Here is a 23,966-nt window from a genome sequence, read left to right on the forward strand (position 1 = left end):
CCTCTCTAGCGCGTAGCCGGTTGCAGTCGCGCTTGCGTTTGATTGCGCTCGCAACGACATCGCTGCTGGGCGCCTGCTCGTTCGCGCCGGTTTATCACGCACCCGCCACGGCCATGCCGACGCACTTCAAGGAGACTGGCGGCTGGCAGATGGCGCAGCCCGCCGACCAGTTGCCGCGCGACGGCTGGTGGAAGGTCTTCAACGATCCGATGCTCGACCAGCTCGAGCCGAAGGTCCAGCAGGCCAACCCCAACATCGCCGCCGCGCTCGCGCGCCACGACGAAGCCGACGCGCTGACCGCGCAGGCGAAATCGGCGCTGATGCCCACCGTCGGCGTGGGCGCGCAGGTGGAGCGCGACCGGCAATCGGCGCTGCGGCCGCTGCGCGGCTCGGGCCAACCGAACGTGTATAACTCGAACACGCTCGATCTGAGCGTCGGTTACGACCTCGATCTGTGGGGCAAGGTACGCAACGAGGTAAAGGCCGGTCAGGCGACGAGCGAAGCCAGCGACGCCGATCTCGCCTCGCTGCAACTGAGCTTGCAGGCGAAGCTCGCGACCACCTGGTTCAACCTGCTCGGGCTCGATCAGCAGTCCAAACTGCTCGACGATACGATCGCCGCTTATCGTCACGCGCTGGAACTGACCGAGAGCCGCCATCGCGGCGGCATTGCGTCCGATCTGGACGTGTCGCGTGCGCAGAACCAGCTCGCCGCCGCCCAGGCAGCTGCCGACGACGTGAGCGGCCGCCGTGCCCTCTACGAGCACGCGATCGCCACGCTGATCGGCGTGCCGGCGTCCGACTTCAACGTCGCGCCCGACACGCTACGCCCGCATCTGCCGAACCTGCCCGCCGGGCTGCCTTCGGCGCTGCTGCAACGGCGTCCTGACATCGCCGCCGCCGAGCGGCGCGTGGCGGCGGCCAATGCGGAAATCGGCGTGGCGAAGGCCGCGTTCTATCCGGATCTGTCGCTGAGTCTCGATGGCGGCTACCAGAGCGACACGTTCAATCCGTGGCTGGCTGCGCCCAACGAGATGTGGTCGATCGGCCCGACGCTGGTCGGCACGATCTTCGACGGCGGACGCCGCGAAGCGCTGGTGCACGGTGCGCGTGCGAAGCTCGCCGAGAACGGCGCCGACTACAAGGCGACCGTGCTCAACGCGTTCCAGCAGGTCGAGGACAACCTGGCACTACTGCATCATCTGGGCGACGAGGCGCAGCGTGAAGACGAGGCGCTCACGGCGGCGCAACGCACGCTGACGCTGTCGATGTCGCGCTACCGTGACGGCGTGGTGAGCTATCTGGATGTGGTGACGGCGCAGACGACGGAGTTGTCCACGCAGATCACTTCGCTCGAACTGGATACGCGGCGTCTGGATGCGACTGTTGGGCTGATTCAGGCGATTGGCGGAGGCTGGAGCACGAAGCAGCTTGATGCGAAGGCTGACGCAAAAACAGATGCGAATGCAGTAAAAGCGGACGCGAAGACGGCGTCTTGATGGAGGAAGGCATAATTTGACGACCCGGTCGCGCAAGCGATCGGGTCGTTTTACATCGGGCGCCGATTACCGTTGTTCCCGTAGGCGAGGGCAATCCCCACTTTTCTCCGGCTACTGCGCAAAAGAACACATTACCGTTCATAGGAGGAGGAAGACGAAATAGCGTTGTATCCCCCTGATTGATTCGGACTGCGACTTTATTAGTAGGCGAGAAAAATTCGGACAAATCTTATACCACGTTCATTCCGCGCGAAGTTCACTGAGAGGCTAGCGGCACACTTTCGCCGTGCGTCACCGGTTGCAGTGTCGATCCGGTTGTTTCATTGATTCGCTGGAGGTATTGAAATGTACGGAAAGCAGCAACGTGACATAAGGAGAATGGCATGAGACGCGCCATTCTTAAACTTGGAGACAAATCCACAAACGGTGCCATCGTTACCGAGGGTGTCGAAAATTGCACACACCACGGAACACCGATGACATTCATTGAGTTATTGGCCAGCGTTTCGGAGTGCGCAGCGCCCATGTCCCCAGAACGACCTGGGAGATAAAGTGAGGCGCATCGCATCCGGATTCTTTTTCCTTCTTTGTGGAATCTTCACGACATGGGCATCGTGCTGGATAGGCAGCCGTATGACCTTCGGATTGCGCATAGGCGAGCGCTTCGCTTCCAGAACCGGTTGCTACGAGATCGACCGCTGCGCTGTGCCGTGGTGGGCTATCGCAGGCTGGCTTGCCTATTTTGTCGGTCCATCGATTGCATTCGCCATTGCTGGATGGTACGCCAGTCGACCTGGGAAGCCACCGATTAAAGTGGCTATTTTGCTGTTAGCGCTAATGGCCGCTACGTTTGCATTATTTCTGTTGTCATACGCCATCGAGCCGTAGCGACCTTCTCAAGATCAGACCTTCCCCGCCAGATGAAACCGCGACGCCGCGTGCCACAACTGCACCGACGTCGCCACCACTTCGCCCACCCACGTACGGCGCTCGACCATCAAACACGGCTCGCCGATTTCGATATCCAGGTGATGACGCACATAAGCATCGGGCTTGCGCGCGTAGATGCGAAACTCCGCGCGCTGGATCGGCGCGAGTCGCACCATGTAGTGATTGGGCGTCTCAACCGTGAAATCCTGCTGTAAGTAAAGCGGAAACAGCGCAGGATTCACATAGCGGTCTTCGTATTGAATCGCCTCGCCTTCTTCGCAATGCACGATGCGCGAGTGGAACACCGGGCCATGCGCTACACCTAGCGATGCGAGCGCCGCCGCATCGTCGCTCGTTTGCAGCGCGAGCACGCGCGCCGTATGCCGATGGCCGCGCGCCGCGATTTCATCGGCGATATTGCGGATCTCCAGCACCGTCGATTCATAGTCGCGCGGCGCGACGAAGGTGCCCGACCCCTGCACGCGCGTGAGCACGCCCTCGTTCGTGAGTTCGCGCAGCGCGCGCGACACCGTCATGCGCGCGACGCCAAACTCTTTCACCAGCACGGTCTCGGATGGAATCGAATCGCCCGGCTTCCATGTGCCGTTTTCGACGCGCGCCAGCACGTAGCGTTTGATCTGCTCGTAAGGCGGCGCCGTGCGGCGCGGCTGGGCACCTTTGTCCAGCACTTGCCGCGTGTCGTCGGTTGCGAGCGTAAAAGCGTCGAAGTTCATCGTCGTGGCGGCTCCTTCTTCGAAGAGATCGACGCGGGTCAGCGGCCGATTGCGTCGGCCAGCGCGTCGTTCGCCGAAGTCGCCGCGCCTGGCGCGACCTCGCGCAACGCGGGCTGCGGCGCGCAAGCCACACGATCTGCGGGCGAGTGTGCAGCCTCCTCGCCGGGCAGCGGCGGCGGGCCGCCATCGGCGATCATGCGAAACGCCACCGACATATCGCCCGCCAGCGGCCGGTCGTCGCGATAGGTCGGCAGGACCGTGCGGATGCGGCCATAGAGCGCTTCCGTGTAGGGCGCGCGCGCGGCATCGACGGGTTGCAGGTCGTACGCCTGGGCGGCGGCCAGCAATTCGATGCCCAGGATGCGGCTGCTGTTCTCGATCACGGCCAGCGCCTTGAGCGCGGCGGGCGTGGCGTGGCACAGGTGATCTTCCTGCAGGCCCGAGGTCACGCCGCCGTCGAGGCTCGCAGGCGCGGCGTCACGGCGGTTCTGCGCAACCAGCGAGGCCGCCGTGTACTGCGCGATCATGAAACCCGAGCGCGTGCCGCTCGCATGCGCGAGGAAGGCGGGCAGGCCGCTCACCAGCGGGTTGACGAGGCGGTCGAGGCGGCGCTCGGCCATCGCCGCCACCTGGGCGACGGCGGCAGCAAGGCTGTCCATCGCAAGCGCGATGGACGCGCCCACCGCGTGCGCCTGCGAGAACACCTGCGGCGCGTCGGGCGTGCCGTCGACGATGGGGTTATCGGTCACCGAAGCGAGTTCGCGGTTCACGACTTCGGCGGTGGCCGCGAGTACGTCGCGCGCCGCGCCATGTACGTGCGGGATCGTGCGCATGCTCAGCGGGTCCTGCGTGCGGCGGCCCAGCGCGGCGGCAAGCAAACCGCTTTCGGCAAGGGCCGCGCGCATGCGTGCGCCAACTTGCGCCAGGCCCGGCGAAACGCGGTACGCCAGCGACTGTGCGTCGAACGCTGCCATCTGCCCGCCGAGGTTTTCGAAGCTCATCGCCGCCACGGCGTCGGCCCAGTCGAGCAGACGCTGCGCGCGCTCCAGCGCCAGCGCCGCCAGTCCAGTCACGCAGGGCGTGCCGTTCACGAGGCTCAAGCCTTCCTTGGCCTGCAGCGCAAGCGGTTTCAGGCCCAGGCGTTCGAGCGCTTCTGCGCCGCTCAGGCGTTCGCCATGCCAGCGCACATGCCCTGCGCCCACGCAAACAAGCGCGATATGCGCCATATGGCTCAGATATCCCACCGAGCCGAACGCGGGCACTTCGGGCAGGCAATCGGCTGCGAGCAGCGCTTCCAGTTGTTCGACCAGCTCCACGCGCACGCCCGAATGACCGTGCGCGTAGTTGTTGATCGCCGCGGCCATGATGGCGCGCGTTTCCTGCGCGCCCAGCGGCGTGCCCACGCCCACAGCGTGGCTCATGAGGATGTTGTGCGAGAGGTCGTGTTGTTCGGCGGGCGAGACCACCACGTCGCACAGCGCGCCCACGCCGGTGTTCACCCCATAGGCGCGAATGCCGCGCACGACGATCTGATCGACCAGTTCGCGCGCGGCGCGAATGCGTGCGCGGGCTTCATCGGCGAGTTGCAGAGGCTCGCCCGAGGCGACGGCGGCGATATCGCGCCATGCGAGCGGGCGTTCGGAACGGATGACGACCATGGTATGGATACCTGATTATTTTACGAAAGGGCCAGGTTGGCCCGTTATCGATAAGCTCAGTGTGCGTTGCGATCCTGGTGGCTCGACACGAACTGGCGGAAGCGCTCCGACTTCAATTCGCCGAACACTTCCTGCGGCGTGCCGTCCGCATCGACGAGTCCTTGATGCAGGAACATCACGCGATTGGACACATGTTTCGCAAAGCCCATTTCATGCGTGACCACCAGCATCGTGCGGCCCTCTTCCGCTAGCGCACGCATCACGCGCAGCACTTCGCCCACGAGTTCAGGATCGAGTGCGGAAGTCGGTTCGTCGAACAGCATGACTTTCGGGTGCATCGCCAGTGCGCGGGCAATCGCCACGCGCTGCTGCTGGCCGCCCGAGAGATGCGCGGGGTAGTGGCCGCGCTTGTCGGCCAGGCCCACTTTGGCGAGCAGCGCTTCGCCCTCCTCGATCGCTTCGGCGCGGCTGCGTTTGAGCACGCGCATCGGCCCTTCGATGAGGTTTTCCATCACGGTCATGTGCGACCAGAGATTGAAGTTCTGAAACACCATGCCGAGTTGCGAGCGCACCCGGTCCACCTGGCGGCGGTCTTCGGGTTGCAGTTTGCCGTCGCGGCGGCGTTTCATTTTCAGCGCTTCGCCTTCGAGCGCGACGCTGCCGTCGTCCGGCATTTCCAGCAGGTTCAGGCAGCGCAGGAACGTGCTCTTGCCCGAGCCGCTCGCGCCGAGGATCGAAATAACGTCGCCCTTGTGAGCGTCGAGCGAAATGCCCTTCAGGACGTGATGCTCGCCGAAGGACTTATGAATATTCTTGACGGACAGGGCGACCGGTGCGGCTGCGTTCATGAGTGACTCCGTAAATAGACGATCGGTACAGCCGGTCAGGAGGCGGCGCGAGGGGTTTCGAGCGACGTCAGTTTGCGCGCGGGTGCGCTGGGCGCGGCGCCCAGATGGCGCGACAGACGCTTTTCCAGCAGCCCGATCAATCGAACGATGAAGAAGTTGAGCGCGAGATAGATCAGCGCGGCGCAGGCAAAGACTTCAGTAGTGCGATAGGTTTGCTGAATGATCTGCTGGGCCACGCCCGTGACTTCCCAGACCGTCACGAGGCTCGCGAGCGCGGTGGACTTCACGAGCAGCACCGCTTCGGTCGAATAGGCGGGCAGGCACTGACGCAGCGCAATCGGGCCGATCACGCGGCGCAGCAGCGCAAAGCCCGAAAGGCCGATCGAATAGCCCGCCTCGATCTGGCCCACCGGCACGGCCATCAGGCCGCCGCGAATGATTTCAGCCGTGTAGCCTGCCGTGCACAGCGCCAGCGACAGCACCGCGCACACATAAGGTTCGCGCAGCACGGGCCACAGAAAGCTTTCACGAATCACGCCGAACTGGCCGAGGCCGTAATAAACCAGAAACATCTGGATCAACAGCGGCGAACCGCGAAACACCAGGATATAGGCGCGCGCAAAACGGTTGGGCAGCCAGCGCGGCGAGACGCGCATGGCCACGATCACGAGCGAGAGCAGCCCACCCAGCACGAGCGAGGCGAAGAACAGTCCAAGCGTGACCGGCACCGCTGCGATCAACTGGCGCAGCGTGTCGAGCAGAAAGTCGATATCGATATGCATGTCGGGCTCCGCCGCTGTCAGTTACGCGCGAAATTACGCTTGAAGGAACGGCCCACATACGCTTCCGCGCGGCCGAAGATGCGGTTCGACACGCCCGTCATCGCCAGATACAGCGCGCCGCCCGCGACGAAGAACAGGAAGTACTGATGCGTGGAACCGGCTGCGACCTGGCTTGCGCGCAAAAGCTCAGCGAGACCCGTCACGGAAATCAGTGCGGAGTCCTTGAGACTGAGCTGCCACACGTTGCCGATGCCAGGCAGCGCAAAGCGGAATACCTGCGGAATCAGAATGCGGCGCGCCATCGTGAGCGTGGGCATGCCGATCGCACGCGCCGCTTCCAGTTCTCCGCGTGAGACCGCCAGCACCGCGGCGCGATAGACCTCGGCCTGATAGGCACCGGAGATCATGCCGACCGCAACCGCGCCGATCGCAAACGGCGGCACGCCGACAAAGCCGTCCGCGCCGAACCACTGGCCGATGCTGGTCACGAGCGCCGAGCCGCCGAAGTAGAACAGATAGATGACGAGCAACTCGGGCACGCCGCGAAACACGGTGGTGTAGCAGTCGCCGAGCACGCGCAGCACGCGAAAGCGCGAGAGCTTGGCCGCCGCGACAAGGCCGCCGAACACGGCGCCCAGGGCGAGCGCCGCGATGGTGAGCACGACGGTCATGAGTGCGCCGAGCAGCAGCACGCCGCCCCAGCCCTCGGCGCCGAAGCCGAGCATTTCGATCACTGACATGATGACTACCTCAAGCAAACAGGCGAATTAAGGCGTGATTGCATGGGGGGCCGCGTGGGCCTCCCATGCGCGGCCATCAAGGCGTGACGTCGGTCTTGAACCACTTGAGCGCGAGTTTCTTGACCGTGCCGTCGGCCTGCGCTGCGGCGATCGCGGTGTCGAATTTCGCCTTGAGGTCGGTGTCCTGCTTGCGGAAGGCGAGGCCTTCACCCGGGCCCCAGACGGGACCGGCGATCTGCGGGCCGGCCATGACGATGCTGCTCGAATCCGGCTTGCCGGCGTTGGCGGCGTAGTAGGTGACGTCGTCGAACGAGGCGTCGATGCGGCCATTGGCCAGATCGAGATCGCGCTCGGGCGAGGTCTTGTAGACGCGGATCGAGGCGACGTCCTTGAAGTTATCGTTCACGAAGCGCGTATAGATCGTGCCCGACTGCAGGCCGATGGTCTTGCCCTTGAGCGCCTTGCGCAGGCCGTCGATGGCGGGCAGGTTGCTGCGCGCGTCGTTATCGAGTTTCACCTGGCTGCCAGGCGCGGTCTTCGGCAGGATTTTGGTATCGGCCACGGCGAACGTGGCGGGCGTGGCCGCGTAGGGTTTCGAGAAGGCGAGAATCTTCTCGCGGTCGGGCGTGATCGAGATCGCATCCATCAGGACGTCGAATTTACCGGCCTGCAGACCCGGAATCATGCCGTCCCAGTCCTGCGTGACCAGGTTGCACTGGAGTTGCGCGCGGGCGCAGAGATTGGCGACGAGCTCCGGCTCGAAACCGCCGAGCTTGCCGCCCGGCAAGGTGAGGTTCCACGGCGCGTAGCTGCCGTCGAGCGCAATCGTCACCGTCTTCCATTCCTTCGCGCTGGCGTTGCCGCCCGCCAGCAGCGCCGCGCCGAAGGCGGCTCCGATCAGGGCCTTGACCAGTCTGGTGCACTTCACCTGCATGTCGCCACTCCTTGTAGTCGAGCTAACCGTGATGGGGCGGGCGCTGCCCGTCCGTGTTGTCTAGACAAGATTGCGGGAACAAAATGCAGGACGCAAGCGCTTTTCAATAAAAACGGGGCGATCCAGGGAATGCCCTGGGAATCCTGTGCAAATGAGCGGGAAAGGTGTATTCCGTGGACGAATGGGGAGTCATTTCCAGCGATTGACTGCATCTGCGCGCTATCAGGAAGGCAGGAATCCTCGCGAGTTAACTAGACGACTTGTCGCGGATCGTGTGCGAGTGACGCAGTTGCGGCGGCGCGATGTCATCGCGAGGTCATGCAGGAAAGCCATCGTTTGCCCGACACTCACCCTGCAATGCTTGCAATGCGGCACGCATCGATACGAGCGATTGCGTTGCCCAGTCACGAGGCGATTCGACATGACGAAGAAGAATATTCCCGAGGCACCGTTCACCGACTCCGCCAGCGGCGTTTCCCGCCGTGGCTTTCTGAAGCTCGCCGGCGCGTCCGGCTTTGCAAGCGCGGCAGGCGCGGCGGCGGCCCTGAGCGGCGTCGCGAAAGCCGATACGGCCACGCCCGACGGCACGCCCGAGCAGATCCACCTCACCTGGGGCGCGGACCCGACCAGCGAAGTGGTGGTTTCGTGGGCCTCGCTCGCCGCCGCCACGCATCCGCGTGTGACCTACAGTGCGGAGCGGGGGCACCGCGAACGCGTCGATGCGATCCAGCGCACCTATACGGATGGCCTCACCGGCGTGGTCGTGTTCACCTATCACGCGCGCCTCACCGGTCTGCACGCGGACACCGCCTATCGCTACGAAGTCACCGCAGACAACGACAGCCACGCGGGCAACCCGTTCAGCGCGACTTTCACGACCGCGCCACGCGAACACAAGCCGTTTCGCTTCACGAGCTACGGCGACCTCGCCACGCCCAACACGGGCTGGGTGCTGTCGTCGCCGCAAAGCCGCTTTGCCGTGGAAGCGGTCGAGCGCTTCCAGCCGCTCTTTCACCTGCTCAACGGCGACCTCTGCTACGCGAACCTGAACCCCGCGCATCAGACCGAGGTATGGCGCGACTTCGCCAACAACAGCCAGACCTCGGCGTCGAATCGTCCGTGGATGCCATGCCCCGGCAACCACGAGATCGAGTTCTATAACGGCGCCCAGGGGCTCAATTCGTATCTCACGCGCTATACGCTGCCCGACAACGGCACGCCCTTCGCGGGCCGCTGGTACAGCTTCCGCGTGAGCAACGTGCTGTTCGTCTCGCTCGACGCCGACGATGTGGTGTATCAGGACGCCGCCGCCTTCGTCGCGGGCCCCGCGCCGCTCGTGCCCGTGGCGAGTACGGGCAATGCGCCGCTCGCCGCCGGCACCTCGTTCTACGTGCGCGGATACAGCAACGGCGAGCAGACGCGCTGGCTCGACAGGACGCTGCATCACGCGTCGCAGAACGACGATATCGACTGGATCGTCGTGCAGATGCATCAGGACGCGCTCAGTTCGTCCAAGACGGGCAATGGCTCGGACAAGGGCATCCGCGAGGCGTGGCTGCCGCTGTTCGACCGTTATGGCGTGGATCTGGTGGTGTGCGGCCACGATCACGATTACGAGCGCAGCTACCCGGTGCGCGGCTGCAATCATCACGCGGGCGTGGACGCGAAAACAGGCGAGCCGGTCGATACGCTGCAGCCGAAGCCCGTGCCGCACGCGCAGGCGGGCGCCAACACCTTCGACACGAGCCACGGCACCGTCCACCTGATTCTGGGCGGCGGAGGCACCAGCGCGCCGCTCGACGTCTATGGCGTGGATACCGGCAACGGCAATCCGCAGGCGCAGATCTTCACGAAACCCAACCGGCCGGTGCCGAATACCGCTGCGAATGCGACGCCGGGGTCGTATGTGCGGCCAGGCGCCGATGCGCTGGAGGACGCGATCTGGTCCGCTCAGCGCGATACGGGTACCGGTTATGGGATCGCCGTGTTCGACGTGGACCCGGGCGCGCACGGCGGCAAGACCACCATCACGATGAACTACTATCACGCGCCGGGCGCCGACCAGACACCCACGCCCAACTACGAGCTGTTCGAGACGGTGACGCTGACGAAGTCGCGCGGCTGACGTTCATCCGCTCAGGTCGCAGTAAAGGCGGCGCTCAGGCAAGACCGGGCGCCGCCGCTTCCAGCACGTCCACGCGCTTGGGCACGAGACCCAGCTCGAGGAAGGTATCGGCGATCTTCTGCTGTTCGCCGAGGATCGGCCGGGTGACCGTCACGGTGCCGAACTCGTTGCGATCGACCGCCTGTTGCACGATTGGCGCGGGCAGGCCCCAGAGCTTCGCGAGTTCGGCGGCATAGTCCGCGCGATGCGTCTTGCCCCATGCATCGGTTTTCGCGATTTCGTCGACGACGATGCCCAGCACGTCCGGATTCTGGCGCGCATAGTTCTGCGACGAGAAATAAAACCCGCGGTTGCCGTCCACGCCGCTCGCGTCCGCGAGCACGCGCGCGCCCAGGGTCGCCTGCGCCGCCGCAAAGAACGGGTCCCAGATCACCCACGCATCGATCGAGCCATTTTCGAAGGCCGCGCGCGCGTCGGCCGGGGCCAGGAAAACCGGATGGATGTCGCCGTAGTCGAGGCCATGCTTGCGCAACAGTTGCACGAGGAAGAAGTGCACGTTGCTGCCCTTATTGAAGGCGACGCGTTTGCCCTTGAGATCCGCCACGTCGCGCAAGGCAGAATTGCGCGGCACGATCACGGCTTCCGATCGCGGGCGCGGCTGCGTCGCCGCCACATAGGCAAGCGGCGCGCCGGCGGCCTGCGCGAAGATGGGCGGTGCATCGCCCACATCGCCGAAATCGATCGAGCCAACATTGAGTGCTTCAAGTTGCACCGGGCCCGCGTTGAACTCGGTCCAGGTGACGCTCACGCCCAGCGGCGCCAGGCGCTTTTCAAGCGATCCACGGCCCTTCAGGAGGCTCAGCGCGCCCTTCTGGTTGCCGATGCGCAGCACGCGCGGCGCGGGGGCCGCCAGCACGCCGGATGGGTGCAGGACGGGGAGCGCGGCAGCGGCAGCGCCCAGTGAGAGTTTGAGAAAGTCGCGGCGTGTGCTCATGGGATCGGCTCTTTAATCGGTATCGGTTCGACCGATTCTAAGGAGCGCGCCGTTAAAGCCTAACCATGCAGTTTTCCGATTCAAATCAGCGTGAGGACTAAGCGCGGCGGCCCGGCACAAGGCCGCTTCCTCAACGATTCCTCGCGTTTGTCTAAACATTTCTTCATGGTCCTGCATCGGGTTCGATAGGCTGACCTAACTATTCTCTCCATACCGCGATGCGCTCTGTCGCATTCGCCAACTGGCCAACGCGGCCAACGATTAAGTTCTCTGGAGGATAGTTCCCATGAAGTCGCTCATGCTCGTCGCTGCTTTCGCAGGTGCCATTGTCACCACGTCCGCTTTCGCCCAGACCGCCAGCACGGCGCCGGCGCAGAACAACCTGCCCGCCACCACGACCCAGGTCGCCATGAACAACACGGCTACGTCGTTCGACAACGGCAACTGGGTAGCGCCTTATGGTCAACCGGTGCATCAAAAGACGCGCGCCGAGGTCTATCACGAACTCGTGCAGGCCGAGCAGGATGGCCAGCTCGCATATCTGAATTCCACGCTGTACGCGCATTAAGCCCTTGTTTTGCAGGCCCGTTGTGCCGCTCGCGCGGCGCACACTGCACGATGACGGTCCATGCGAAAGCGGCACGCGCAATGCGTGCCGCTTTATTTTTTGCGCGACAGGTACACGAACCATTGCACGCACGTGACCTGAAATCCCATAGGCGGTTACCTTTGGTTCAGGTGTTGCCCAGTGGGACGTTTGCGGTCGTCACGCGTGCTTCGGCAGCGTGAGTTGGTAGCCGTAGCGGCTGATGGTTTCGATGCGCATTTCGATAGCCTCGCGTTCGAGCTTGCGTCGCAGGCGCGAGACCACGAGATTGACCGTCGAAGGATCGATATCGTCTTTTTCGGGCCACGCGTAGCGGATCATCTGATCGCGCGGCACGGGCATGTTCGGTTGGCGCAGCAGGCATTCGACCAGCAGATATTCGCGGCGCGTGAGTTCCGCGCGGCGCGCACCTTCGACAATCTCGCGCGTGCTGGCGTCGAGCAGCGGCGCCGGCGCATCGCCTTGCGTACCGGGCACCGCGAGCGCTGTCAGCGTGACAGGCGCCGGGCCGGTGCGCAGCAGCGCGAGCATGCGTTCGTGCATTTCGATGAACGAAAACGGATGGCGAAAGCACGCGTCGGCGCCTGCGCGCAGCAGTTGCGAGCGCGCCTGGGCGCTTGCCTCGATGCCGAGCACCGCGATGATGGTCGCGCCGTTCGTCGCCTGGGCGAAGCGGGGCAGCAGCGCGAGCAGTTCGGGCAGCATGGCGCCGTCGAGCGCCACGGCAATCACCGCATCGAACGATTCTTCGCCCGCGATATAGAGGCCGTCGCGCAGTTCTTCCGCGCGTTGCAGGCTGTGAGCGCTTTCCTGCAGGGCCTTTTGCAGCCAGGCGCCTTCGGCGTGGCAGGGCGAGATGAGGAGAATGCGCATGGGATCGGTGTTCTTGTGTGGCGTCTTGCCCGCTATGAATGACTTGTGTGTTCAGGTGAGCGCGCGCGGCCAGCATTGCACGCTCATACGCACGCCAGGGCCGGCGTTGGCCGCATCTGCGGTGGCGAGATCGGGCGCATCGTCGATCTGCAACGTGAAGTCATGGACGCGCATCACCGCTGCAACCACGCTCAGTCCCAGGCCGGAGCCAGCGATATGGCGCACGGCGTCGCCGCGATAGAAACGCTGGAGCACGGCGGCGCGTTCCGCCGGTGCGATGCCCAGGCCGTTGTCGGCGACCGCGAGCAAAGGCCCGAGCGGCGTCGCGCTCAAGCTCACGCTGACGATGCCGCCATGCGGCGCAAACTTGATCGCGTTGTCGATGAGGTTGCTGAAGGCTTCGAAGAGCAGTGCGCGGTCGCCGTGAATCTCGCTCACGGCTTCGGTCGCGACACGCCAGTCGATCTCGCGGCTTTCCGCGAGCGGTTCGTAAAGCTCGGCGAGTTCATCGACCAGTTCACGCAGATCGACCGTCGCGAAACCGCCGCGCCGATGCAGCGTGCCAATCTCGGAGATGCGCAGCATCGCGCGAAAACGTTCGAGCAACTGGCCGGTTTCGGTGCGCGCGCGCTCCATCATGTCCGCGCCTTCGGCGTCGGCGCGCAGACTTTCGCGCTCGGCGATGCGGGCGAGCAGCGTGTGCAGATGCACGAGCGGCGTGCGCAGGTCATGCGCGATGCCGTCGCACGCGCCCTTGACTTCGCCCATCAGGCGCTCGACTTCGTCGAGCATGTGATTCACCAGATGCGCGAGCATGTCGAGTTCGTCGTCGCCGCCCACCGGCAGGCGCTGGTCCAGATCGCCGCGCGCGATGCATTGGGTCACGCGGCGGAATTCGCGCACGCGGCGGATCTGCCGCAAACCGAGCGCAAGACCGCCACCGGCTGCCGCGAGCAATGCGAGCACCGCGCCGACCACCAGCGTGCGCACCATGAATTCGCGGATCTGCAGCACATTGGTCATATCGCGCGCAACCACCAGGTGCATGCCGTTGGGCCGCACTTCGCCCATCGCGCGCACGATCGGCGACTGCACGCGGTCGCGCAGCGTGAGCGTGTGTTTCAGCGTGCAGCCCACGCGGTCGTAGGTGATGTTCGACGGCGCTTCGAGCAGGTCGCCCGCCACGTAACGGCCATCGGCGGTAAACACGCCGTAGTAGTTGACGTGCATGCGTTCGTGCTCGAGACGCTGGTAGATCGCATCGGGTAGTTGCGCATCGGGAATCGAATCGAAGTAGATGAGCTGCCAGCCCATGATCGTGTCGGTGTCGCGCTCGATCGAACGGGTGGCGCTCCAGGCGATGAAGCCCACCAGCAGCGTGAGGACCACGCCGAACAGCGCCGTATAGGCGCACAGCCAGCGAAACGTGGTGGTGTGCCAGCGGCGGCGCGGCAGCGCGGGCGCGCTGGCCACGCTGGGCGATGGCGGCGCGGAAGGGGAAAGCGGACGGCTCGACACGCGGTTTATCCGAGAATGTAGCCGGAGCCGCGCACCGTCTGAATGAGCGGCGTCACGCCCGGCGGATCGATCTTCTTGCGCAGGCGGCCCATATGCACGTCGATCAGGTTGGTGCCCGGATCGAAGTGATAGCCCCACACGGCTTCGAACAGCATGGTGCGCGTGATGGTCTTGCCCGCGTGGCGCATCATGAATTCGAGCACGCGGTATTCGGTGGGCAGCAGCGCCACTTCCTCGCCGTCGCGGCGCACTTTGCGCGAAATCAGGTCGAGTTCGAGCGGCCCTACGCGCAGCGCCGTTTCGCGCGCCACCGTGGCGGCCTGGCGGCGGCGCAGCAGCACTTCGAGGCGTGCGGTCAGTTCTTCGGGATCGAAGGGCTTGGTGAGGTAGTCGTCGCCGCCCGCGCGCAGGCCGCGCACGCGCTCATCGACGTCGCCCAGGGCGCTCAGCATCAGCACCGGCGTCTGGATGCCGACCGTGCGCATGGCAGTGAGGATCGACAGGCCGTCGACACCGGGCAGCATGCGGTCGAGCGTGATGGCGTCGTACTCGTCGCTCATCGCGCGCGCCATGCCGTCGCGGCCGTTGTCGACCCAGTCGACCACGAAACCGCGCTGCGTTAGTTCATTGACAATTTCATTGGCTGTGACGGCATCGTCTTCCACCGTCAATACGCGCACCTGACTCATTTCCTCGCACTCCGCCGCGCGTCACCAGCACGGCCTCTATCGAAGAGCAAGTTTACCGTCGTAAGGCCGCTGTGCCGCTTCGGCTGTCATGAAATTAAATTTAGGTTTACAAACGCCCCGAACACTTGCAAAGGGCTTACGCCTGCGCGCCAGGCGGGTCCGCACGCAGATCGAGCTGATAACCATAGCGGTTGATCGTCTCGATCTGGGTGCGCGCGCCATGCGTGATGAACTTGCGGCGCAGGCGCGAGACCACGAGGTTCACGCTCGACGGTTCGACATCGCCTTTCTCCGGCCACGCATAGCGGATCAACTGCTCGCGCGCGACGGGCGCGTTGGCGTGACGCAGCAGGCATTCCACCAGCAGGTATTCGCGCGTGGTCAGCGAGATGCGCCGGTCCGCTTCGACGAGGTCGCGCGTGAGCGGGTCGAGCCGCGCCAGCGCGGGCTCCGTCTGGGTGAGCGTGGTTCGGCGCAGCGCGAGCATGCGCTCCTGGATTTCCAGCACCGACCACGGCTGCACGAAGCAGGCGTCGGCGCCCGCTCGCAGCAGGCGCGCGCAGTCGGCGGGCGTGGCGCGCGTGAGCGCGATCACCACGGCGGGGGCGTCGGGCAGGCGTGTGAAGGAGGCGAGCGCATCGGCCAGGCCGTCGTGCGCGTGTGCGCCGCTTGCGCACAGGATCACCGTGTCGAACGGCTCATGCGAGGCGAGATAGACCGCGTAGTAGAGGTTGTCGGCAACCTCGACGCTGTTGAGGCTCTCGCTCAGCGCCTTGTATAGATAGCTCCGCTCCGCGTCGGAGGAGGAGCACAGCAGAACTCTCATTGATAGCGCGTGGTAGGCCGGGCGTGTGAAGGCCAGCAGTCGATGGTGACGGTGGTGCCCGTCGTGATTGTTGTGTCGGCGGATGTTTCGATACCGGTCGCGGGATCGGCGTCGCCGATCGCGAGGCGAAAGTCGTGCAGACGCAGCACCGCCGCGACGATGCCAAGCCCGAGTCCCGTGCCCGGCACATGCCGCGCCGCATCGCTGCGGTAGTAGCGGCCCAGCACGGCATTGCGCTCGGCGGGCGCGATGCCAGGGCCGTTGTCCATGACGCTGAACTGCGCGCCCGCTGGCGTCGCGCGCAGCGCCACCCGCACCATGCCGCCAGGCGGCGCGAACTTGATGGCGTTGTCGAGCAGATTGCTGAAGGCTTCGAAAAGCAGCGCGCGGTCGGCGTGGATCGGGGTGCATCCGCTTGTATCGGCGGCGGGGTGGTCGATCCGTAGCTCGATCGCCTTGTCCTCCGCGAGCGGCGCGTAGAGTTCGCAAAGCTCGCTCACGACCTCGGGCAACGCGACCTGCGCAAACGCGCTGCGCCGCTTGATCGCGCCGATCTCCGAAATGCGCAGCAGCGCTGCGAAGCGTTCGAGGACCGTGTCGGCCTCGTCGCGTGCGCTTTCGATCATGCCCGCCACGGCGGGTTCGCCGCGGCGCTGCAGGGTATCGGCGGCGTGCGAGAGGCGCAGGCGCAGCCGCGTAAGCGGCGTGCGCAGATCATGCGCGATACCGTCGCAGGCGCTCTTGACTTCGCCGATCAGGCGTTCGACTTCATCGAGCATCCGATTCACGAGATCGGCCAGCATGTCGAGTTCGTCGCGCCCCACCACGGGCAGCCGTTCGCCGAGTTCGCCGTCGGCGATGCGCGCGGTCGCGCGGCGAATCTGCGCGACGCGGCGGATCTGCCGCATGCTCAACAGCAGCCCGGCACACAGACTGCCGCACAGGCACAGCAGACCGCCGCCGAACAGCGCCTTGAGGAGTTCGCCGTGAACATGACGCACATCCGAGAGCGTGCGCGCCACGACTAGGCGTGAGCCGTCGGCGCGAATTTCGCCCATCGCGCGCAGCGCCGTCTGGGGAGCAGGCACGCCGATGGTGTCGAGCAGCAGCGTTTGACCGCTTGCGCGCTCGTGCGAGCGGCCCCAGGGGTCGAGTGCGAGGCGCGCGGGCAAGGCGTGGATGTCACCGGCCAGCCAGCGGCCGTCGGCGCTAAACAGGCCGTAGAAGTTCTGCTGGCGGTTTTCGCGGTGCAGGCGCGCGGCGATGGCGGCGCCGAGCGTCGCATCGTCGCGTGAATCGAAATAGCGCAGTTGCCAGCGCAGGCCGCTGTCGGTCTCGCGCAGCATCGCGTGGGTCACCGAGTATTCGATAAAGCCGAGCAGCACCATAAAGGACACCGAGAACACCGCCGCGTAGGCCGCGAACCAGCGAAAAGTGGTGGTCTTCCAGCGCTCGTGGCCAAGCCCGGCCGCTGTTGGGCGGCCCGGGTCGGCGTCGCGCGATGCGGGTGACGCGGGGGGCTCGGCCGCCTCTGCGGCCTCGGGCACGAAGGCCCCGAGGCGCCCTGCGACCCAACCGGGCAGATTCATGGCGTGCCTCGCGCCGGATGCTCGCGCAGTTGCGTCGTGATTTCGCTGACTGACATGGCTACCTCGGTGACCTTCCTCGATGACTTCGCTCGCTGGGCGCATGAGCGCCATGATTGCGCGCGTGCCCGGCCATGATAGGGCGGGGCACCTGCCCAAACGGCATCACGGCGATGAAGAGGGGGTCATGTTCTTACCGTCCGATGACGCGAACCTGACAGTTTGTCAATCCGGGTTGACGCGGGGCGGGGGAGGCGATGGCCAGGGTAGGCGCAGTCTGGTGCAGACCAATGCAGGTGGGTGCGCTCGCATCGACCGGGGCTTCGATGACCGTTCTTTCATGCTGGTGAGCGTTTCGCGCATCGGCTGGCTGCTTATTCTCGATCTCCGTCGGCGATTACGCCGGCCTTTCGTCCACGGACTGATCGGGCATCGATCCGATACCGGTCCAGAACAAATCGGAGATCACCATGAAGCATTGGCTCAGGTTCGCATTGATTCCTCTTCTTGGCGCCGCGTGCGTCAGCGCGTTTGCCGCGCCTCATCTGTCGCAGCGCGCGTGTCATCGTTATCCGTTCGTGAAACCCGCCCATGAGGTAACGCATGGCGAGCTGATGCAGGAACTCAAGGATCTCTCGCTGGTGGGCTACGAGGAGCACGCGGTGGACAACGACTATCCATCCGACCTGGAAGCCGCCCAGCAGCGTCTGGATGCGCTCTATCAGCACGATTGCCTTGCACATCAGGCGTCGGCCACGGCGCAGCCCGGTGTGCAGGCGCAGGCTCAGGCGAACTGAAGCGCCGATCTAACGCCCGGCAAGGTCACCGTGTCAGCTTGTTGCGGTGCACCTTCGTGGGCGTGACCTGACGCGGTCCCATTTCCGGTGACCTTTCGTGGGTAACACGTTATGGGAACAGGTGACCTATCCTGGGTTTACCCCGATACCCAGCGCAAGGCTTCTGCAGGAGGTCCAAAAGCGTTTTCCAGACGCATTTTCGGTTACCCCGCGCCAGGTGTCTGAAGTTTCCCAAGCGCTTTGCAGGCGGGGCGGTCACCCCATAAACAGCTACCTGTGTCACGCAGTTTTCTCCCATATCCTGTCACCCATACGCGGACTATCTAATTAAATCAGATAGTTAGCACGCTATTCCAATGTAGTTTCTTAGAAAATTTCGCAAAGGTCGCCTCGAATGGGAGCTCTCCAGACAGGTGATTGGGTTTAGGTCACCAGAAATGGGATTCGGGCATGTTGGTGACCACTTACATCTGCAAAGGGTCCCGGTTTTGGGAGCGGTCTTTCTCAGAGGACGCGTAGTTTGAGTGTTTACCAAATACGCTTTAGAACCTTTAGTAAACCTTTAGGCGGCTGGAAGCCTTATCTGGCAAGGGTTTGCGGCCGATTTGGTGGCGTGTTATGGGGCCTGAGGTACCGGGTATGGGAGCACGGGGTTGTGGATATGGGATTTCGGTATCCGGGGATGGGGATTCAGGACTGTGGATATGGGAGAAAGGTCGCTCGGTATGGGAAAAATTGCCGAAAAGGCTTGAGGTTCCCGATTATGGGAATTGCTTTGGGTACCCAGTTTTGGGACATTGCAGGGCAATTGGAGACCGTTGCAAGGCGATTTTGTCGGACTGAGGTCTCCATTTATGGGGAATTTCATAGGTAACCTGTTGTGGTGGCTGCGCAGGACACCTCTGGAGGTAACCAGGAAGTCTGGCCGAGGCGACTTCGAGCGAAGGCTTGCCGCGCCGAGATCGTCGATTGGCTGGGTAGCCGCTTATGGGAGGTCTCCAAGGTAGCGGTTTATGGTGCATTGTTAGGGCTCGCCGTAAAAAATCCCCTGGAATCAAGGCGTTTGAAGGTTCCCGGTTATGGGATAGGGTAAAGGTCACGACTCATGGGAGGATTTCTGGATCTGAGCCCGCTGTGTTCTCGGCGCGTGTCTATCGGCAATAAATCCCATAACTGGCTACCTGTGGGTAACTTTGAAGGAGAGTGAGTACTTACTTTTACGGCATCAGGTGCCCGGATATGGGACATTTCTGGTGGCCAGGATTGCCAAAGGTCACGCGTTATGGGTTGCCGCACAAGACGGTGCGCGTAGGCTCAAGCGCCCTGCTTCCGTTGTGTGCGCGGCTGAGTCGCCGTCGCGTGTCAAATTTTTCCAGTTAGTGTCGTGCCTGCGCAATGACATACCGGCGTGCTTGAGTCACCTGGTCGGTTGGTATACAGTTACCAACCGACCAGGTTCCCTTTTACGTGGGTCATATGGCAAGAAAAAAGGCCGACGCCGGCGACGCCGACAAACAAGGCGCACTCGTATTTCAGCAAGGCCAGCCCCCCGATCTGTTCCGCAAGGCGGTTCCCGCGATTCACATCGCGCCGAAATCCGGATCGATCAGCCTTCAGCAGCGCAAGATGTTCAGTTCGCTGATCAAGAACGCAATCCGCCAGGATTCCCTCGAGCAAGGTCGCTCGTCGTTCGAGATCACGATCTCCGCCCTCTCGCAGGACGTCGATCTGAACAGCAACAACACTGAGTACGTCAAGGAAACGATCAACTCGCTCATTAGCACGGTCGTCAACTGGGACTACCTCACGCAGGATAAACGCAGCATCTGGAAGGCTTCGGGTCTGCTTGCGGGCGCCGAACTCGAGCGCTCCGTGCTGCGCTACACGTTCTCCGAACAGATTCGCGGCGAACTGCTGAATCCGGAAATCTACGCGATGATCGACATGCGGATCACGCGTCAATTCCGCAAGGCGCACTCGCTCGCGCTCTGGGAAAACGTCGTGCGTTACGAAGCGGTGGGCGTGACGGCGCGCTTTCCGCTGGCGACGCTGCGCGATCTGATTCTGGGTCAGGACACCTCGGCGCAGTCGTACAAGCTGTACAAGCAGTTCAAGAGCCGCGTGCTGGTGCCGTGCATCAAGGAAGTCAACGAGATCTCGGATCACAATTTCGAGCTGATCGAGCACAAGGTCGGACGCTCGGTGGTGGCCCTGCAGTTTCGCGTGACGCGCAAACCGGAGACGGACCCGTCGCAGGAACTGCGTGCCAACGAGACGCTGCTGATCGGCGAGATGGCGAAGTTCAGCATTCCTGTGTCGGAAGCGCGACGTCTGCTCAAGCAATACGGCGACGAGAAAATCCGCACGGCGGTGGCCTACACGGCCGCTCGCGTCGCGCAGAAGAATGCCGCACCGCTCGCGAATGTGGCCGCGTATTTCCGCAAGGCGCTCATGCAGGGCTATCAACTGCCCGGCGCCAACGCCGCAGCCAGTGCGAACGCCGACGCGGGCAAGGCGCGCGAAAGCCAGGACCAGGTGCAGGACCGCTACATCGCGGCCAAGATCACCGAGGCGCGTTCGTACTTTAACGAACTCGAGTACGACGACCAGACCGCCCTCATCAAGCGTTACAACGAGACGGTCGGGATGGACAAGCTCAAGGTGTCGACTTCGAAGGTGCCGAGCAAGATGGCTTCGACGAACTTCTTCCGTTGGGTCGTGCTGGACACCTGGGGTCAGCCGACGGCCGCCGATCTGCTCGAATTCCTGCTGAGCGGTCAGCAGGCTCCGGCCGCGGATGCAAACGGGGTAGTGGGGGATGTCGAACTGGCGTTCAAGTCCCGCGAGGAATAAGGCGCGGGCTACGCCTCTGGCGAAATTTGCCGATTATAAAAACATAGGTAAATTTCGCTTTCTCTAATTTCTGCATGTTTCGGGATGATGGCGGACTGGTGAGGTTTGGCCGTCTTCCCGATGTCGATTTCCTGGCTCGATCGCGTTTGAGCCACGGTTCTGAATTTCTCGCATCCTCTATTGATGGTAGCTGTAGTCTCCACGTGGAGATTCGTTGGTTGGGCGCTTACGCTGAGTCAATGCTTTGCCACAGAGCATCAAGCAGTTCGAGGGTGCGGTATTGACTGGTGAAGCATACGCATCGAGTTGAGCGGGTCTTTTCGTCGTCTCGCTTCCTTGCCTGCGCTCTCCACGTGGAGAGCGATGTTTCGTAGCACTCGATCCCGGTTGGCTTTTTATGTGGCTACGCAATGGCGATATCTTCACTCTCCACGTGGAGTGTGACTGATTCACATTTTTCATCGAGTTATCTCCAGTTTGTCTACTGCGCAATCTCGCTAGAGAGCGGTCTAATTCGAACCCGTTTCATCGCTGCGAATGCCCGGGGCCATCAAACGCTCTCCACGTGGAGAGCGTCACAGTTGAATGTGAGTTACCGGTACTCATCAATCCGTGGCTCCCGCACGACCTCCTACGCTTGACGTGATTTTGCCCTTTAGGGCTGGCCGGAAACGCGAGCACTTTCATCGTCACAAAGAAAAACAAAACGCAGCTTTAACCGACGGGTGAGCATCAACTCTCCACGTGAAGAGTTGGATAGCGCCACGCATCTTTCGCGCAAACCCAAACAGTCACGCCATGCATCGCATTCGATCCGGCGAGCCCTCATCCAAATGGCCAACTGGTGGTCAAGCAGCAACGATTTCAGCGTTAAAGCTAGAATTTACTTTAACTTGTCGCTAGACTCCCAATTGACTCATTGGAGTGTCTCCACGTGGAGAGTGCACGTGAAGAGACCTCCACCGTTGAACATTGCATGGAGAACTGAATGGGACTGGTCATCGCTGTAGCGAACCAAAAGGGCGGGGTAGGTAAGACGACCACCAGCATGAATCTGGCTGGTGCGTTTCAGTCCGAGGGTTACAAAGTCTATGTGGCTGATGCCGACGGCCAGCAATCGTGCATGAGTTGGTGTGCAGCGGCTGGGCCGGAAACACCGCTCCCCTTCCGTGTCGGCAGCATCAACAAGCTCGAAAAAATGATCGGCCCTGAAATCGCCGCCTTGGCGAACGACTACGACGTCGTGATCGTCGATTGTCCGCCGAACATTAACGACCTGACGACCGCTCGTGTTCTTGCTGTTGCCGATGCAACCGTCATTCCAACCGATGCCTCTCCCATTGATATCTGGAGTAGCGAAGGGATGATGGAACTGGTCGAACGGACGCGTGTCGCGAATCCTGCCGGAAAATTCGCAATTTTGCTGAATAAGTCTAATTCGAAAACGCTCTTGCACACGCAGATGAGCGCGATCCTCGCGGAAAGCAACGTCCGCGTGCTCTCGTCGACGGTCAAGCAGCGCGAGCTTTACCGTCAGGCGGCGGCCCTCGGCCGGACCGTCTTTGACGTTAAGGGTGTGCGCGGCGTGAAGGTGGCCAAGGACGAAATCTCCGCGGTTTATAACGAAATCATCGCGCTCGTCCAGGAAGAGGAGGAGGTCGTCGATGGCAACTAAGCTGAATTTCACCAGCAAAGTTCGCGCGGGCATGGCGGTCGAGCGTGCATCGGCAGAGGAGCGTCTGGCCGACGGCGATGTAGTCGGTATCGCACAGCGCGACGCAGCGGTCGTGACGCTCGCCGAGGTTGCGACTGTTGCGATGCCGATGGCGACGCCTGTTGCTGCTCCTGCTGCAATTACACCTGCAGCAACGGCATCGGTCGTATCGACCACGTCCGAACTCCCGGCCAACGCAACGACGCACACCGTTGCGCGAATCGCGGTCGAGGATGTCGTCTCGAATCCGTATAACCCACGCGCGTTCTACAGCGCGGAAACGATCGACGAACTCGCCGACAGCTTCGACAAGCAAGGTCAGATCACGCCGATTCTCGTGACCCGGCTCGCGGAGTTTCCCGGCAAATATGTGATCGTCGATGGCGAGCGTCGTATTCGTGCGGCACGCTCGCGCGGCGACAAGCATATCGACGCCGACGTCCGCGATGGTCTCGACAATCAGAACCTCTACCTGCGCGCGTACCACGCGAACAAGGAACGCGAAGAGCAGACCGTTTTCGATGACGCGCTCGCGTGGAAGAAGCTTCTCGACGACGGCGTGTATGTCGATCAGGTTGAGTTGGGCGTGGCCGTCAGCGAAGACCCGAAGCACATCAGCAAGGTGATTTCGCTGACATCGCTGCCGCCGTACCTTCTGCAGCGCATGGCGCAGAACCGCAAGGACGTTGGCCTCGGTCATGCCTATAACATCAAGCTGATTTTCGATCGCGCCGGTGCGACCGTCGCCGAGCATTGGCTCGAACAGGTGATCGAAGGGAAGGCGAGTGTGCGCAAGCTCGAAGCCGCCGCATCGGCAGAGGCAGGCGCCCGCCGGATCGGCCCGCGCCGCACGCACTATCAGTCGCGTGTCCAGTTCAATCGTCCGGATGGTGTCGCGCTGGGTGAGCTGAAGCTGTTCGGCGATGGGCGCGCCGAGTTGAATCTCAAAGGCATCGCAGCAGCGGATCAGCAGCGTCTGGCTGAGCGAATGAAAGCCGTGATCGACGAGTGGGCGGCGGAGATGGAAACGACAGCAACGAGCTAAGGCGCTGCGATTTTTTGAAGGCGAAAAGGGCAGGGCTTTCAGGAGCGCCTGCCCTTACTTTTTGATCGCTTAGAGCCAAAATCTACGCGGAGTAGGGGGCTAGGGTCGAAACCGTGAAACATAGATCGGGCAGAGAAGCCATCGAGAAAGGCTATATTAATCAACGGCTTGAAGACTCTAACCTAGAATGTTTCACGCACAGATTCGATTGACG

General features: G+C 62.9%; 19 protein-coding genes. 7 read left to right on the top strand and 12 right to left on the bottom strand.

Annotated features, from left to right (window positions below; all coding sequences use genetic code 11):
- Positions 1 to 20 precede the first annotated feature (20 nt).
- Complete coding sequence (locus VG320_RS04775) at positions 21 to 1,499, top strand: efflux transporter outer membrane subunit (protein WP_327199012.1); 1,479 nt, start codon at positions 21 to 23, stop codon at positions 1,497 to 1,499.
- A gap of 902 nt (positions 1,500 to 2,401) precedes the next feature.
- Here VG320_RS04775 and hutC read toward each other — a convergent pair.
- The 6 genes from hutC to VG320_RS04805 all read right to left on the bottom strand — a co-directional run bounded on the left by hutC (position 2,402) and on the right by VG320_RS04805 (position 8,125).
- Positions 2,402 to 3,163, bottom strand: a complete 762-nt coding sequence (gene hutC, locus VG320_RS04780) for a histidine utilization repressor (RefSeq protein WP_327198996.1) — start codon at positions 3,161 to 3,163, stop codon at positions 2,402 to 2,404.
- 38 nt (positions 3,164 to 3,201) lie between these two features.
- The gene (locus tag VG320_RS04785; protein WP_327198997.1) at positions 3,202 to 4,821 is read right to left on the bottom strand and encodes a histidine ammonia-lyase; all 1,620 of its coding nucleotides are present in this window, start codon (positions 4,819 to 4,821) and stop codon (positions 3,202 to 3,204) included.
- Between the two features lie 56 nt (positions 4,822 to 4,877).
- On the bottom strand, positions 4,878 to 5,669 hold the full coding sequence (locus tag VG320_RS04790) for an ABC transporter ATP-binding protein (protein ID WP_327198998.1): 792 nt from the start codon (positions 5,667 to 5,669) through the stop codon (positions 4,878 to 4,880).
- A 35-nt stretch (positions 5,670 to 5,704) separates the two neighbouring features.
- Positions 5,705 to 6,451 carry an ABC transporter permease subunit gene (locus VG320_RS04795; protein WP_327198999.1) on the bottom strand — a complete coding sequence of 249 codons (747 nt, stop codon included), beginning with the start codon at positions 6,449 to 6,451 and terminating at the stop codon, positions 5,705 to 5,707.
- Positions 6,452 to 6,468: 17 nt separating this feature from the next.
- A complete protein-coding gene (locus tag VG320_RS04800) occupies positions 6,469 to 7,191 on the bottom strand; it encodes an ABC transporter permease subunit (RefSeq protein ID WP_327199000.1) in 723 nt (240 codons plus the stop codon).
- A gap of 76 nt (positions 7,192 to 7,267) precedes the next feature.
- Complete coding sequence (locus VG320_RS04805) at positions 7,268 to 8,125, bottom strand: transporter substrate-binding domain-containing protein (RefSeq protein ID WP_327199001.1); 858 nt, start codon at positions 8,123 to 8,125, stop codon at positions 7,268 to 7,270.
- A gap of 421 nt (positions 8,126 to 8,546) precedes the next feature.
- Here VG320_RS04805 and VG320_RS04810 point away from each other — a divergent pair, with 421 nt between their 5' ends.
- Positions 8,547 to 10,250, top strand: coding sequence for a metallophosphoesterase family protein (locus tag VG320_RS04810; protein ID WP_327199002.1), 1,704 nt, complete (start codon positions 8,547 to 8,549; stop codon positions 10,248 to 10,250).
- Positions 10,251 to 10,284: 34 nt separating this feature from the next.
- On the opposite strand, the gene VG320_RS04815 is transcribed toward VG320_RS04810, so the two are convergent.
- The gene (locus tag VG320_RS04815) at positions 10,285 to 11,244 is read right to left on the bottom strand and encodes a sulfonate ABC transporter substrate-binding protein (protein ID WP_327199003.1); all 960 of its coding nucleotides are present in this window, start codon (positions 11,242 to 11,244) and stop codon (positions 10,285 to 10,287) included.
- 286 nt (positions 11,245 to 11,530) lie between these two features.
- Here VG320_RS04815 and VG320_RS04820 point away from each other — a divergent pair, with 286 nt between their 5' ends.
- Complete coding sequence (locus tag VG320_RS04820) at positions 11,531 to 11,812, top strand: DUF4148 domain-containing protein (RefSeq protein WP_327199004.1); 282 nt, start codon at positions 11,531 to 11,533, stop codon at positions 11,810 to 11,812.
- Between the two features lie 198 nt (positions 11,813 to 12,010).
- On the opposite strand, the gene VG320_RS04825 is transcribed toward VG320_RS04820, so the two are convergent.
- From VG320_RS04825 to VG320_RS04845, 5 genes are all read right to left on the bottom strand, one after another.
- Positions 12,011 to 12,724, bottom strand: coding sequence for a response regulator transcription factor (locus VG320_RS04825; RefSeq protein WP_327199005.1), 714 nt, complete (start codon positions 12,722 to 12,724; stop codon positions 12,011 to 12,013).
- 51 nt (positions 12,725 to 12,775) lie between these two features.
- A complete protein-coding gene (locus VG320_RS04830; protein WP_327199013.1) occupies positions 12,776 to 14,197 on the bottom strand; it encodes a HAMP domain-containing sensor histidine kinase in 1,422 nt (473 codons plus the stop codon).
- Between the two features lie 50 nt (positions 14,198 to 14,247).
- Positions 14,248 to 14,922, bottom strand: coding sequence for a response regulator transcription factor (locus VG320_RS04835; RefSeq protein WP_327199014.1), 675 nt, complete (start codon positions 14,920 to 14,922; stop codon positions 14,248 to 14,250).
- 145 nt (positions 14,923 to 15,067) lie between these two features.
- Complete coding sequence (locus VG320_RS04840) at positions 15,068 to 15,757, bottom strand: response regulator transcription factor (RefSeq protein ID WP_327199006.1); 690 nt, start codon at positions 15,755 to 15,757, stop codon at positions 15,068 to 15,070.
- Complete coding sequence (locus tag VG320_RS04845) at positions 15,754 to 17,346, bottom strand: HAMP domain-containing sensor histidine kinase (protein ID WP_327199007.1); 1,593 nt, start codon at positions 17,344 to 17,346, stop codon at positions 15,754 to 15,756. Before VG320_RS04845 ends, VG320_RS04840 begins: the two co-directional genes overlap by 4 nt.
- Before the next feature lie 467 nt (positions 17,347 to 17,813).
- On the opposite strand from VG320_RS04845, the gene VG320_RS04850 reads away from it, so the two are divergent.
- From VG320_RS04850 to VG320_RS04865, 4 genes are all read left to right on the top strand, one after another.
- Positions 17,814 to 18,140: a hypothetical protein gene (locus VG320_RS04850; protein ID WP_327199008.1), complete on the top strand. Its 327-nt coding sequence runs from the start codon at positions 17,814 to 17,816 to the stop codon at positions 18,138 to 18,140.
- Between the two features lie 1,476 nt (positions 18,141 to 19,616).
- Entirely contained in the window at positions 19,617 to 20,993 is a 1,377-nt protein-coding gene (locus tag VG320_RS04855) for a replication initiation protein (protein ID WP_327199009.1), read from the top strand.
- Positions 20,994 to 21,981: 988 nt separating this feature from the next.
- Positions 21,982 to 22,668, top strand: coding sequence for a ParA family partition ATPase (gene parA, locus VG320_RS04860; protein WP_327199010.1), 687 nt, complete (start codon positions 21,982 to 21,984; stop codon positions 22,666 to 22,668).
- The gene (locus VG320_RS04865) at positions 22,658 to 23,752 is read left to right on the top strand and encodes a ParB/RepB/Spo0J family partition protein (protein WP_327199011.1); all 1,095 of its coding nucleotides are present in this window, start codon (positions 22,658 to 22,660) and stop codon (positions 23,750 to 23,752) included. The genes parA and VG320_RS04865 overlap by 11 nt, the downstream gene beginning before the upstream one ends.
- Positions 23,753 to 23,966: the final 214 nt, after the last annotated feature.

This window comes from Paraburkholderia sp. (assembly GCF_035948235.1).
In the GTDB taxonomy this organism is placed as follows: Bacteria; Pseudomonadota; Gammaproteobacteria; order Burkholderiales; family Burkholderiaceae; genus Paraburkholderia.

Coding starts and splice junctions, on each gene's coding strand:
- hutC (WP_327198996.1), bottom strand. CDS start 3,163: ATGAACTTCGACGCTTTTACGCTCGCAACCGACGACACGCGGCAAGTG.
- VG320_RS04785 (WP_327198997.1), bottom strand. CDS start 4,821: ATGGTCGTCATCCGTTCCGAACGCCCGCTCGCATGGCGCGATATCGCC.
- VG320_RS04790 (WP_327198998.1), bottom strand. CDS start 5,669: ATGAACGCAGCCGCACCGGTCGCCCTGTCCGTCAAGAATATTCATAAG.
- VG320_RS04795 (WP_327198999.1), bottom strand. CDS start 6,451: ATGCATATCGATATCGACTTTCTGCTCGACACGCTGCGCCAGTTGATC.
- VG320_RS04800 (WP_327199000.1), bottom strand. CDS start 7,191: ATGTCAGTGATCGAAATGCTCGGCTTCGGCGCCGAGGGCTGGGGCGGC.
- VG320_RS04805 (WP_327199001.1), bottom strand. CDS start 8,125: ATGCAGGTGAAGTGCACCAGACTGGTCAAGGCCCTGATCGGAGCCGCC.
- VG320_RS04810 (WP_327199002.1), top strand. CDS start 8,547: ATGACGAAGAAGAATATTCCCGAGGCACCGTTCACCGACTCCGCCAGC.
- VG320_RS04815 (WP_327199003.1), bottom strand. CDS start 11,244: ATGAGCACACGCCGCGACTTTCTCAAACTCTCACTGGGCGCTGCCGCT.
- VG320_RS04820 (WP_327199004.1), top strand. CDS start 11,531: ATGAAGTCGCTCATGCTCGTCGCTGCTTTCGCAGGTGCCATTGTCACC.
- VG320_RS04825 (WP_327199005.1), bottom strand. CDS start 12,724: ATGCGCATTCTCCTCATCTCGCCCTGCCACGCCGAAGGCGCCTGGCTG.
- VG320_RS04840 (WP_327199006.1), bottom strand. CDS start 15,757: ATGAGAGTTCTGCTGTGCTCCTCCTCCGACGCGGAGCGGAGCTATCTA.
- VG320_RS04845 (WP_327199007.1), bottom strand. CDS start 17,346: ATGAATCTGCCCGGTTGGGTCGCAGGGCGCCTCGGGGCCTTCGTGCCC.
- VG320_RS04850 (WP_327199008.1), top strand. CDS start 17,814: ATGAAGCATTGGCTCAGGTTCGCATTGATTCCTCTTCTTGGCGCCGCG.
- VG320_RS04855 (WP_327199009.1), top strand. CDS start 19,617: ATGGCAAGAAAAAAGGCCGACGCCGGCGACGCCGACAAACAAGGCGCA.
- parA (WP_327199010.1), top strand. CDS start 21,982: ATGGGACTGGTCATCGCTGTAGCGAACCAAAAGGGCGGGGTAGGTAAG.
- VG320_RS04865 (WP_327199011.1), top strand. CDS start 22,658: ATGGCAACTAAGCTGAATTTCACCAGCAAAGTTCGCGCGGGCATGGCG.